Consider the following 13,965-nt stretch of genomic DNA (forward strand, 5'->3'; position numbering starts at 1 on the left):
TCAGTTGGTAGAGCATAACCTTGCCAAGGTTGGGGTCGCGAGTTCGAGTCTCGTTTCCCGCTCCAAATTTAAAAGGCCCTAGTCGAAAGACTGGGGCTTTTTTCTTTTTATCGACCCATGATTTTACGTTCTATCGATTCACAGCATATTCATTCTGAGAATAGCTCAGCTCAAGGCCGAGTATTTCATTGATAGACTCAGATTTTTAAACCAGTAATTGTTTCGAGTTAATCTAGTTATATTTGCAGGGTATTGGTGTTATCCGATGCGTAGATATAAAGGGTAATGATTGAAAACAATCCAAGTTAAAGCGCTCTAGACTACATCTTTGTTGTAAACAGATAGAAAAGATGAAGTTATGATCATAGACATAGCTTTGGAAATAATATTCTTCTGCCTTTTGAATATCACGAGTTGAATCGAGAAACTCTATATGTTCAGCTAACACATGAAAGTTGAGCTTCTTTAAATGACGACTCATTCCTTCGCCAGTACATTTAATATAGGATTCTTTTAAGGTCCATATTTGAAAAAACCGTTGATATACAGTGGATGGATCAATCCTTTCATTTTCCTGAATCCATTCAATTTCACTTGGCGCTAACACACTATCGACACGCATCCAATCGAACTCACGGTCCAGCCGTTCAACATCAACTCCTATTTCTCCTTTTTCAGTCACCGCAAGAACAATAACGTCTGCTGAATGACTAAGATTGAAATAAACAGCTTTACTACCTTGTATAAAAGGTTTGCCGTTAGGTTGTAATTGAATGTTGACCTCATGGGGTGAAATACCCAACTTATCTGCTAAAACAGACTTCGTTAACACACGAGAAATTAAGAAAAGTCGTGCAGCATGAGGATGATATTGATCATATCTCAACTTTTCTGCCGCATTGAGAAAGCTGAGATAATGACTCAACATGAGATGGTTTTGTGGCACGCGTGAAACCGGGCAGACATACACCTGTACTTTGGAAATATCAGACATCACTGAGCTGTACTGTGGTGCTGATATATTTGGTTAGAACTGGTGTGAGATAATCATAAACCGCTTCTACATGGGTAACGTGCGGATTATGGCCTGCGCCAGCAATGATATGTACAGGAATATTAGGACTTATTGTAGTAACAATTGGATCCTTCTCTCCAACAATGATTTCAACTTTAGAGCCAAGCTCGTTTAACAAAGCTGTTTGAGATACTCTCTGCTGAGGCAAACTAATACGATGCATATACTCACTAATATGCTTGGCTACCGACACCCGGTGTAATGAATCCATCGCATAACCAACAGATAGATTTTTTTGTCCATCTGGATGCAGGTTTTTAGCAATTTTATCTTTCGATACAAAACGGAAAATTAGATTAGAGATGATTTGTATTTGAAATATTTTTGCGGCCTGTGCCTGCACGAAATAAGGCGATATAAGGATAAGACGTGCAACTTTATTTGGATATTTCTGCGCAAGACTCAATGCAAATAAACATCCTAACGAGTGAGCAATAACAACACTATTTGGTGCTAAAAGCTTTGCAGCATTATCAATAAACTGATGATTGTTATCTTCCATCACCTCATAACTACCTGAACGCCCAAGTCCAGGTAGGTCCATCATAACGACCTGATCATAGGTGATTTTATTAATTATTGGGAGCCAACATGTGCTATCGAATGGGATACCGTGTAAAAATAATGCAGAAGATTTTTCTGAACCAACTGGTTGTTTAGTATAGATTTCTGTCCAATATCGATTCTGATAGCTGAAACAGCTAGGTGTTGGAGCTTGCATACGACCAAAACGTGTAAGGACCAGTCGATCAATCCAACGAGAAAAATAAGGACTGGTATTGATTAGGCCTGCGATACCCATCTTAACAGCCATTTTTTCTGTCTCAGCGACATGATAGTTTTCATTAGAAATAAAAGCGAGCTGCTCTTTTGAGCCACCAAGCAATACCTCAGGTAATTTCTCGAGCAGAACTTTAGGTATTTGCAAATGTGGTGCGCTAACCCCTAAGTGCTCGGCAGCTAGGTTAACTAGACGATGACATTTAGGTGTCGCAGGATCAAGTAATACATACTCCTGAGCAATAGTCTCAGGAAAAGATATCGTTCGGATGAGAAAGCTCACGATATATTGCATATTGCAGAGTGGCAGGAATGTATCACTCCCACCAGGCAGCGCCAGCAGACGTCCTTGATATAACTTATCAATCATTTCGGCAATACCAATATATTGCATATCACCATAAGTATAAAAACCATCAATGACTGTCGCCGGATTTATTGCGGTCCATGGCACATTTAAACGCTTACATGTCTCAATAAAAGCTTGATGCCCTAAAATTTTCGAAGCTTCGTAACCACCATATTTATAATACAAATCATCAGCAGACTCTTGCGGCGGGGTAGCGACACGATATCCACCAATCCAGATAAATCGCTCAAGCTGCTTCAATGTCGCAGCCCATTCAATCAGAGCAAGTCCTGATTTTACATTCGTACGCTGAGCTTCAGCTTTGCTAATGCCCCAATTAAATGATGCAGCAAGATGATAAACAACATGGATCTTTGTTTGAGCATCCGTTAGTAGAGAGTCCAGCTTAAAGTCACGGCTTAAATCATATTCAACAAACGAAATAGATGGATCAACTAGCCCTTCTGTTGCAATAAAACCTAACAGCTTATCTTTCTTGGTTGCAGCATTGCGCAGTGCAGCAATCACCTGATGACCTTCACGTAGAAGATCAACGATCAGTCTACTGCCAATGAAACCCGCTGCACCTGTTACTAATATGGTCTTCTGTGAAAAATTATCTTTTTTTGCGTTATTTAAATTATCCATATATCACCTTATTAGGTACTGGGCACTCCAGCATTGTTTTGGAGCGAATTGTCTTAAAAGTTATATCGAACCTGGCCATATACCAGACTGTTATCTCTAAATTGTCCTAACACCGTATCATTTCTGCCCCAGAAGCGATCTCCACCTACATTAAACTGCCAGTGATCATTAAGGTTGTAATTAATACGAACTCTCAACATCTCATTGGGCTCTGGTGCAAAATAGAAACCTGTTACTTCTAACTTTAGGTTGTCATTCAGGAGGTTAAGTGCATAGCGCAGCATAGCTCCATACTGATCGCGCTCATATTGGTTACTGATGGTTTGCTGATAACGGTAAACTTCTCTCAATAATGGATTTGTTAGACTATCGGCAGATCTTAAGTCCTCCGTATGTTTATAGACACCTACTAAACTCACGGTGGAATTCTTCAATGCTAATTCTGGACCGATGACTACAGCCAGATTATTTTTTTTGTGCGTAAGATCTTCACTACCTTCTGAGTCAGTTTGGGTATAGGCTGCTTCACCGCGCCATACGATATCGTTATGGTTATAACTGAAATCAAATCCATAGACAGACATAGGATTATTTTTCAGTTGTAAAGTTGCTCCTGTTTGAGATAACGACTGGAGTGACAGATCGGGCATATGATCCAAACCCGAGAAATATGATGCACCAACATCTAAACCATCTACAGAATAATCCCAGCGCACTGCAAATGCAGGTCGGCTCTTATGGTCTATGTCATATTGAACACCAGCAATCTGACGCAATGGAATTACATCTGAACGACTACGCGGATACCACAACGCTGTCCATTTATTGGTTCCAGATTCAGGAATATACGTCAATTTGATTGCATCATTTCCAAGACGTTGATCTGTTTCATCTGGTACTAGGCGCGTATAATCACGGGGTGATAGATTATCTGTTGGATTAATCCCATCAGCTCTCCCCCAGACTACAATCTGGCGGCCAACATCAAGATAGAACGTCTGATCCCAGTTGTAAGAGGCGTACAACTCACGTAAGTTGCGATTCACCTTACTCACCTGATCTGGGTTTACAGTATGGTCCGTTTCGTCTCCAATATTTATGTCGTAATGGATCTTAAACTCAGGGTTAAACTTGAGCGTACCATTGGACCAGAAACTTGCTTGCCCAATGTTTTTTAACGAACTTAAATCACGATCTGATGACCAGACATCGAGTCTGGCTGAGTTCTGGCTTACAAAACTCATTTCGCTGTCATCTGCATAAGCATGCTGCAGTAGCATAAAGCTACTGCAGCATGCAAATACCCAATAGGCACCTTGCGTCATTTTTCAAGGCTCTGCGGTGAGAAAATCTTATCGGATAAAGTTTTCTCTGCGACAAAATCATTAACGATCACTTGTGTCATATGCTGAGTTTGCAGATTCTTCGCCATAGATTTCATGGCTTGCCATCTTGGTTTTACTTTGCCGTAAGGACGGATATCCGTGAACTCAATATGCTTTAACGGTTTGCCTGCTGTGTCCCATATATCGATGGTTGCTGTAACAAAGTTGTCTTTGAGAATGCACATGCGACGTTTGCTATAACCAAAGTCACTCTTCACCGTATTATTGATTGGCGTTGCTTCGATCATATAGCAATCTTTGCCATTAAATTTGCCATCTGCAAGTTTCGTGTACTTCCAGTCACTTAACTTATAGCCAAGGACATCACCATAACTAAAGTCCGTGCCAATAAAAGCATCACCCTTATTCGCTGATGCAAGACGGCGTACTTTTTTCAATGCAGGCAAATAGACAAACATGCTATCACTGCCTTTTACATTCTCAATCAATAACGTCGTGGTTCCCTGTACATCTGCAGGCGAGATAAACTCGGTCAAACGCATATTATTCTGAGTATTTCCAGCAAGCTTGGTCATATTTTTAGTCAAGCGCACACGTTGCTCACCATTTTTAGAAGTCAAAATAAATTTGGCACTAGCACTTGAAGTCAGGAATTTAGAGGCATCATCACTACGATTAACAATGTCTTGAACTTCATCTGCATGAGATGTTTTAGGTAATGAAAAGGTGAGCGCAGTACCTAACAAAAGGCTTGTCACAACAGTTTGTGCAACGGGGATGCTTTTCTTATTTGAGGAAAAGATGAAACGAGGTTTTAATATTAGAATCATTGTAGGTACCATAATTAAGGTTGCAAACACACTGAAAAGCATCGCAATCACAATAAACATCGCTAGCCATTGATGTACGTGGAAGCCCTGCGATAAGGACAATACGCCATACCCGCCAGCGACCGCAGTCGCGACAAAAAGAGAAGCCTTACCAGCAGTACTTAATGTTTTACGAATAGCATCTTTGATATCTCCCCCTTCTTCGCGCAAGATTTCACGCAAACGATAGAGGAAATAAATGGCGTAATCCGCACCAATACCTACAGCCATGGCCGAGATAAGGGAATTTGGAATATTGAGCGGAATGTCGAGCCAGCCCATCACACCAAAGATGGCAAGAATTGAGAACAGAAGTGGTGTCAGGACAATCAGCCCAGCTGAAATCGAACGGAAGACCAGTGCTGAAATAAAGAATACGGCAAATGAAATTTGTAGAATGTTCATGAGCTTGCCGTGAACCATTGTTTCAGTCAAAGCAATGGTTTGCGTCACGTCACCACCAAAACTCACTACAGCCTTGTCACCCAATTGAGCCGCCATATACGTTTTTAGCGATTCAAGGATTTCTTTAATACGGTGGTTGCTGCCCGTTTTCATAAGAATCGTGATTTTGGCATAGCGCTGAGTAGTATCAATGTAGGATTCAAAATCAGTCGGCTCACCAGACATTGAATACAACAGCAGATATTGAGCAACAACATCTTTGGTTGCAGGAACCTGAAATGCCTGTGGCTGATCGGCATTCATTGCCTGATTCATTCGTTTGATATAGTCCACGATAGAGATTGTTTTACCAACCTCTGGAATTGAATTCGCGAACTTCTCTGTATTATCAATCGCTTTTAGGATCTCTGGGTTTTCAATACCGTCACGAACCTTCGTATCGACCATAATATAAAGGCTGTTTGTGCCACCAAGTGACTGATTCAAGAACCTGTCATCCTGCTGCATCGGAAGATCACGTGAGAAGAAATTCCGACTATCGTTATCTACCACAATACGGCTCGTGCCGATCGCAAGAAAAAAACCAATTGCCGCAATCGCAGTCATTAATATCATTCGTGGACGAACTGACAAAATGGCATCGCCAATACGATTTGGAATCCAATCCCAGATCGGTAGCCCTTTGCGTTTGACCTTGGTAACCGAAGGCGGTGGCAACATTGAGCGTAGTGCCGGAATAAAAGTCATCTCAATGATCAGCGTACTGATGATCCCGATTCCAGTAAAAATACCGAATGAACGAATAGTCGGAATATTGAAGGTCAACAGAGAGAAGAATCCAGCCGCCGCAATTCCACCAGCCAGCACCATAACTGGACCAACACGAACTAAAGACTGCACCACAGCTTCGCTATTGGCAGCTTTAGGTTCCATCCCTTGAGCAATCAGACGATCAAAATCTTCATAGTAACGCTTGAGCAACTGCACGGCGTGCCCTGCTGCAATGGCCAGAATCAAAATTGGTGTAGGCGAGTTAAAGATATCCATAGGCTGTTTGAACAGTCCCATCATGCCCATACCCCATGCCACAGCAAGCAAAGCTGTAACGAGTGGCAGAATCAAACCCTGCTTACTGCGGAATGCTTCAAAGTGCAACAATCCAATCACCAATACGGCAATCGGGAACAAGATATTGATACGCTTAGAGTAATCTTCAGCTTTATCTAGATAGACAGGATTACCGCCGACACTGAGCGTCATATCTTTAGATTGTTCGCTTTCTACAATTTTGTTGATCGGAGCCATCATCTTCTGGAAGCCCTCTGGACTTTCCTCAAGCTCAAGCAAAATCGCAGCAGTTCTTTGATCTTTAGACACCACTGAATTCATATAAGTTGGATTCATTGCCAACACTTTTTTCAGTTGATCGATATCATCCTGAGTTACAGAACTGGTCGGCAGTAATTTTTTGGCATCAAACCCTTCCGAATTAGCCATGATTCCTTTCGCTTGACGTGCAGCCAAACTCATCATAGTTGATCGAACAACGCCGGGGGCGTTGTCCACTTCTTCGGTAATACGTTTGACTTTTTCCAACACTTGCGGTTGATAAATATCACCTTGCTTCGGTGTAATACCGATCACAACCATATACTTGGAGCCGAATTTTTTTTCGATCAGCTTGGTCGAGGTGATATAAGGATGCCCATTCGGTGCAAGTGCGCCTGGATCAATAATAATTTTTACACCAGATGCAAGGTATGCCAAAGCAATCGTCAAGAGCATGACCACTGTCAGTACAATACGGCGATGTCTAAGAATCCATCGCGCATATTGCTCCATCACTAGATGAGTCTTTTGAAGTGGTTTTTCGATCTCTTGCGATGATTCTTTGATCTCCTGCAATGGTTTTTTGATCTCTGGCGATGGTTCTTCTATCTCCTGCAATGGTTTTTTGACTTCTACCGATGGCTCTTCAATCTCTTGCGTTTGCGTACTCACTGCCTCATAGGTTCCGCCCTTCTGAGCCAGCGCCTGAAGATTAGCAAGATCTTTTTTGAACTGGGCAAGAACCATTTTTTTTAGCAGTGCATTAGGAAATACACCAAAAAAGCCGCCCGGCTCTGCCTCAAACAACCATTCAATCCATGTACCTTCTGGATGAGGTTTGAAGCGATAAGTACCTTTGTAATAAAACGGTCCTTCTAACACTTGGAAGGCATACAATTCATTCGGTACCAGGTGTGTAATTTCACCTTTAAAGGCCAACTCACGACTAGCAAAGCTCAAATTGAGTTCATACTTGCTGCCCACACGCGGAGTAGTGTCTAGTAGCTCTGAATGCTTACATGACAATTGCCAGCTTGCATCATTGCCCGGGTTTGCAAGATATTTAAAAACTTTATCAATCTCGGCCGGTATAAGGAAAGCATGTTCTATGGTCACCATAGTGGTTCTACCTTCTTGTATTTCTTATGCAGGAATTGGATACATCTGATCAATTGTCTTGGCCACAGCCGCAACGTTCTCAGCGAACATAATCGATGAATGGTCACCAGGTAGATCCACTTGTGTAAGCGTATCTTTGATCAAATGATCCCAGCCGAGACTTTCCCCAAAATCTTCAGACTCATCTTTGGCTTTAACCAAGAGGATCGGAAAATCTTCAGGCTCTGGGAAATAGGTCTGTAGTGCGACGCCATTCGCCAAATAAGTATCAAAGTAAAGCCGGAAATCTGATGGGTTAGCATCCAGAGGTATGACATTGATGGCCTTAGCTTCTTTAAGCACATGATCAAACATGTGATCTGGACTCAATTCACGCAAGTATTGCGCTGATATCGTCAGCTTTTTGCCATAAGGCACAGCCAAATCACGAGCAAACCAAGACAAAAGCATGGCATCATCAGCATCTTCAGGCACATTCTCTGGAATTGGAGCACGTGTATCAATCATGACAATCCCTGTGACCTGCTGCCCCATTTGACGCAACTGACGACTGATCTCGTATGCAATCGCACCGCCAAAACACCAACCACCGAGGAAATAAGGCCCTTGAGGCTGCATTTTTTGCATTTCAGCAATATAGAGTGTCGCCATTTCTTCAATCGCCACTTCAGCAGCATCTGCTTCAATCAGACCCGGAGACTGAATAGCACGTAAAGTACGGTTCGGATTGAGATGACGCGAGAGTTCCATATAACAGAAGGTACTGCCACCAATCGGATGGAAGAGCCATAGCGGCTGTTCATAAGTTCCGCTGCGCAGTTCGATTACGATTGAAGGTTTGATTTCTTTATTTTCACGGATGATCTCCCCCAAACTCTCAACAGTTGAGTACTGTGCAAGTAAAGCAACTGATAATTCGGTACCAAATACCTTCTTGAGATGATTGACAAGTTTCACAGCCAGTAATGAATGCCCACCTAATTCAAAGAAATCATCATGTATACCAACTCGCTTGACTGATAAAATCTGCTCAAAGGTAGTACATAACTCGATTTCGATCGAATCGCGTGGAGCAACATAATCGTTGCTCTGCTCAAACACTGGCTCAGGGAATGCCTTACGATCTAACTTATTGTTAGCCGTCATTGGAAACTCATCCAATCGGATAAACGTACTTGGCACCATATAAGCCGGAAGATGGATTTGTAGAGTCTTTTTTAAACCAGCCATTTCAATATCATGTCCAGTCACATAAGCCACCAGTTTCTGATCATTGTCGGCTGTGGTCTTAACCAAGACTACTGCATCTGTAATACCATCGATCTGTTTGAGGACATTCTCGATTTCGCCTAGCTCAATACGGAATCCACGGATTTTGACCTGAAAATCCAGACGTCCGTGATGAGTCAAACGCCCATCCATTCGCAGACAGACTTTATCTCCGGTGCGATAGAGTCGACCAGCATTTGGTAGGGATGGTAAAGTTCTAAATTGTGCATCTGTCAACTCAGGTCGATGCCAGTAATCGACTGCAAGACCATCGCCTCCAATCCAGAGCTCTCCCATAACGCCTCGTGGAACCAATCGCTGCTGTTCATCAAGAACATAAAGCTGGGTGTTCGCCATTGGTTCGCCTAAATCAATATATTTGGCATCGGTGATGTGGGCTGCACTGGACCACACAGTTGTCTCGGTCGGACCATAGACGTTCCAAAGACAGCTGACTTTACCCAGTAGTTTTTCTGCGAGTACAGGATCTAGCGCTTCGCCTCCGCTAAGTGCAGTTAGATGTGGGATACCTTTCCACTCACTGTCCAAGAGCATTTTCCAAGAGGACGGCGTTGCCTGCATAACATTGATTGACTTCGCCTGCATATACTCAACCAGCAGGTTCCCATCTAGAGAGATCTCACGTGGGCACACATGCACCACACCGCCGTACATCAGTGGAATCAATAGTTCAACAACAGAAATATCAAACGCATAAGTAGTGATTGCTAATAACTGCATATCAGCAGTTGCTTGCAGCCTATCATTCACAGACAGTAAGAAATTAGCTATTGAAGGATGCCCAATACGCACGCCTTTAGGTTTACCTGTCGAGCCGGAGGTGTACATCACATAAGCGGTATCACCAAAGGCAAGCGTCTCACGTACTTGCTCAAGGGGAACAACACCAGCTTGATTGATATCTAGACGTGGTACAGAGACTGTAAGAGCATCCATCAAGTCAGTTTGGGTCAAGATGACTTTAGGTTCAGCATCTTCTACGATGTTATGCAAACGTTCTCTTGGGAAACTAGGATCCAACGGTACATATGCTGCTCCTGCCGCCCAGATTCCGAGGACTGCCGCGGGCAATAGCACAGTGCGGTCTACCATCAGACCTACACGATCCCCATTGGTAATACCATGTGCACGTAAATATTCAGCAATCCCAGCAATATGCTGACCTAACTCATGATAGCTGACAGCATGATCTCTAGAAGTCATAGCATGATTGTGACCACGCTCATCGATCTGTTTTAGAATCATTCCCAGTAGATCATGTCGAGGATAGTCGGTCACCTGACCACGTAGATAGCCTAGCTGAATGCCATTCGCATAATCAGGTGCGATATCTAACTCAACGATCTTACGTTCAGGATGAGCCACCATTTCCGATAGTACAACTTGCAGTAGTTGCACCATATTCTCGGCAGACTCCGCAGAAAATATTTCAGAGTTGTATTTCAGTACGCCAATCAGTTCACCCTGATATTCACCACCCATTTCTAGCATAATATCTAGTTGGCCTTCTTGTTGGCGAACTGGAAAGCTTCCTAGCGTAAGGTCTTGACCAGCTAAAGTAGCTGGATTCTGGATTGGTAAGAGTAATTCTTTAAACTCATCCAAACCACCTAGACGTTCCCAAAACATTCCAACCTGAGCCAATGGGTTGATACTGCCATCACGCTTTGGTGAAACAGCTTCAACCACTCTGGAAAAAGCAACTTTTTGATGTTTAAGACTCTGTTTTAATTGTTCCTGCACCTGCTGTGTAAATTGACGTAAAGTCTGATCAGCATCGATGTCTATGTTAAGAGCAATTGTATTGACAAACTGTCCTAGTGCATTGCGCAAAGAGCGTTCAAGTCGACCTGCTACTGCTGTGGCAACGACTAGATTATTTTCATTTGATAGTTTGTTCAGCAGGATATAGAAGCCCGATAGTACAAGACCGAACAAGGTAATTTCATAATCTTTCGCCAAGTTTACAAGACCAGACGATACTGACTCAGGTACACGGAAAATTACCGAGCTACCTTTATGTTGTTGCACAGCTGGACGTGGATAATCAAGTGGAATGCTATGCACATGTGGAGCATGCTTTAACGCATTTTTCCAAAACAGTAAGCTTTCATCAGCATCACCAATCACGTTGCTCTTCTGCTTATCTGCATATTGAGCGAACTCGATTCCGTTCACTAGATTTGACTCTGTCACTAGCCCAAAACGCTTGCAGACATCACGCAGCAACAAGCCAATTGACCAGAAATCCATTAAGGCATGATGAATCACAACTGCAATCACATAGTGATTCTGACCACGCTCATAACAATGGATACGCCACAAAGGTGGCTGAGTTAGGTCAAATGGTTGCTTGGTATCCTGTTCGACTAATTTCGTCAAATCAGAAGCTTCAACATGACGAGCATCAGAGAGAATGATATTAGGATATACACGATCCCAGATGATTTGCTCAATGCCCTGATCATTGGCAGGCATGCTTACACGTAGTAACGGATAATCATGTAACACTGCTTCCAAAATCTCCATCGGCTTATTGCCTAATGGCTGGTTGACCTTCACATCAAAAGCCACCACCATATTGTAGGCACTGCAAGTTGGCTCAAGACGCTGGATATACCAAATACCAAGTTGTTCTGCAGAAATCGCATGACGCGACAGAATTTTTGGTTCTAGGCTCGCAATGTTATTCATGAAGCAACTCCCTGTTGCAACTCAGAAACCAGATATTCAGCCAATGCATTGATTGTTGGGTAATCCCATAGCAGTGTCGGCTCAAGTTCCAGTTTTGTCAGATCTTCCAAGTCCCCAGACACAGACAAAGCAACGATCGAATCAAGACCATAACTGGTAAATTTTTGCTCTGGATCAATCGTCTCAGGCTCTACACGCATCTCTTTAGCTACTAGCGTACGAATGATCGCGCTCCAGTAAACTTTATCCTTATTCATGGGGTAATCTCCTCTTTAACTGGTTTGGCATCACGCGGTGCCAATGCGAAATCGATAACAGATAACATGTGGTTGGTTGAAATTCGGTCTAGCAAATCTGCTAATGTGCTTTCACGTAATGACGTAATAGGAGGAGATGTCTGCCCTTCAGCAGCATTTAGGAAAATGATCAACCATGCTCCATCCTTTAAAGCAGTCCTTAAGCCATGACGGTTGAAGACCCAGAAACCCAGCACAGCAATGCGGGCAAACAGTTCTGCGTAGCCTCGAGCGAGGCTAAAACGCAAAGTTTCAAACTCTTTGCTTTCCTCAGAGTTTGAAAAGTAATTCTGAATTTTTTGATCCAATGAATGCTGTTCAACCAGAAGCCGGTCTGCATGCTCACGTAGCGTAGATAGCATTTCAGTAGACAACCCTACTGTAGCTTCGGCATCGTTGAGCATTTCAATGATTGTCTCCAGCGACTCCATCACCAAATCGCCATCTCGGTTGAAAATCTCAAGCCCACGAAAATCAATAGCGTCTGTCTCCACTTGTAAGTCATACAACTGGCGATAGCGTGCTTTAGCTTCGGCTTGGTTGAGATGGTCGGCTTTTTTGCTACGACCTTTATTGGCTGATTTGAGCTGGAAACTCAGACTGTCTAGACAAACGGTGCTACTCCCGTCAAACACACTAACAATCAGATGGTCTCTGAATGCTTTCTGGTACATTCCATCTGCATATGCATTTCTTAAGAAGAAACGTGACCCAAGCACTGAAGAAGTGATCTTGGCAAGTGACTCTACATACTCAGGCACCAGTACCTTGACGATTGGCGACCATGTACTGAACTGATTAATACAAACGTGTAATCCACGTGCGCCAACGAGTGATAACACCTCCGCTGCTAATAGATAGGCATAGGCTGTAGCGAGCTGCTCACGCACCAGTGGAATGCTTATTACTTTTTTGTTATATAACTCGCGTTCGATAGCAAACTCGGTCGCGATTCGTAGCATCGTATCGCCAGCCCCCAGCGAGAAACTACTGCAATATGCACGCGTTACCTGTAGGGTTTTGAGTCCAAGTTCCAACCCTTGGCCCTCTTCACCGATCAAAGCATCTTTGTGAATTTCAGCGTTGTTAAAGCCAATACCACTAATATCTAAACCACGCATGCCCACTGTTGGCAGGCGGTTCAGACTATATGTTCCTTTAGAAGCCATATGACGCTTATCAAGCCAGAATGCACTCAAACTACGTGGTCCACGATCATTCGATGTTTTAGCGATTAGGCTTAAAGAGTCTCCTAAAGTGGCGCGGTTGATTGACCATTTTTCGCCATTTAAGATGTATTTACTCTCGGCAGGCTGTGCTGTCACTTCACTAGATAATAGGTCAGCACCATGCGCTTTCTCGCTATAAGCCAATGCTGGAGCAGCACCACTTAAAATTCGGCTAGCAATGTTTTGGCATTGATTCGCATTACCGCCGATCCATACGATCACAGACCAAGCGTTCGTGCTATAGGTCGAATTGATGGTTAGATCACGTCGTGCCAACACACGATGCAGATATAGCAACTCTTCACCAATTTCCATACGACCTCCGAGCTCTGAAGGTACATAGAAACGGTTCATACCCACCGCATTCAGAAAATCAACAGCACGCTGAGGATATTGCTCTTTCTCATCACGCTCGATGGCAGCGGACCAAGAAAAATCGTTGTTGTTATCATGTACGGAGCCTAAAATTTGCTCCAGACGAGCAGCAGACTGAAACTGCCGCAAATTAGATGTAAGTGACATGGATTTTCACTCAA

7 protein-coding genes are annotated in these 13,965 nt (G+C 43.2%); all 7 read right to left on the bottom strand.

Annotated features, from left to right (window positions below; all coding sequences use genetic code 11):
- Positions 1–232 precede the first annotated feature (232 nt).
- Genes J536_RS22120 through J536_RS22150 form a run of 7 tightly spaced genes read right to left on the bottom strand, consistent with a single transcriptional unit; the run spans position 233 to position 13,933 of the window.
- Positions 233–994: a 4'-phosphopantetheinyl transferase family protein gene (locus tag J536_RS22120; protein ID WP_005071962.1), complete on the bottom strand. Its 762-nt coding sequence runs from the start codon at positions 992–994 to the stop codon at positions 233–235.
- Positions 987–2,852 (bottom strand): alpha/beta fold hydrolase, encoded by a 1,866-nt coding sequence (locus J536_RS22125; protein WP_032063976.1) that lies wholly within the window; start codon positions 2,850–2,852, stop codon positions 987–989. The genes J536_RS22120 and J536_RS22125 overlap by 8 nt, the downstream gene beginning before the upstream one ends.
- Positions 2,853–2,905: 53 nt before the next feature.
- Positions 2,906–4,177, bottom strand: a complete 1,272-nt coding sequence (locus J536_RS22130) for a DUF1302 family protein (RefSeq protein ID WP_032063977.1) — start codon at positions 4,175–4,177, stop codon at positions 2,906–2,908.
- Positions 4,174–7,920, bottom strand: a complete 3,747-nt coding sequence (locus tag J536_RS22135; RefSeq protein WP_032063978.1) for an outer membrane lipoprotein-sorting protein — start codon at positions 7,918–7,920, stop codon at positions 4,174–4,176. Before J536_RS22135 ends, J536_RS22130 begins: the two co-directional genes overlap by 4 nt.
- Positions 7,921–7,944: 24 nt before the next feature.
- The gene (locus J536_RS22140; RefSeq protein ID WP_005071954.1) at positions 7,945–11,904 is read right to left on the bottom strand and encodes a non-ribosomal peptide synthetase; all 3,960 of its coding nucleotides are present in this window, start codon (positions 11,902–11,904) and stop codon (positions 7,945–7,947) included.
- Entirely contained in the window at positions 11,901–12,161 is a 261-nt protein-coding gene (locus tag J536_RS22145) for an acyl carrier protein (protein WP_002118032.1), read from the bottom strand. Before J536_RS22145 ends, J536_RS22140 begins: the two co-directional genes overlap by 4 nt.
- Positions 12,158–13,933 carry an acyl-CoA dehydrogenase gene (locus J536_RS22150; RefSeq protein WP_081309286.1) on the bottom strand — a complete coding sequence of 592 codons (1,776 nt, stop codon included), beginning with the start codon at positions 13,931–13,933 and terminating at the stop codon, positions 12,158–12,160. Before J536_RS22150 ends, J536_RS22145 begins: the two co-directional genes overlap by 4 nt.
- Between the last annotated feature and the right edge of the window lie 32 nt (positions 13,934–13,965).

This window comes from Acinetobacter sp. 809848 (assembly GCF_000581275.1).
GTDB lineage: Bacteria > Pseudomonadota > Gammaproteobacteria > Pseudomonadales > Moraxellaceae > Acinetobacter > Acinetobacter pittii.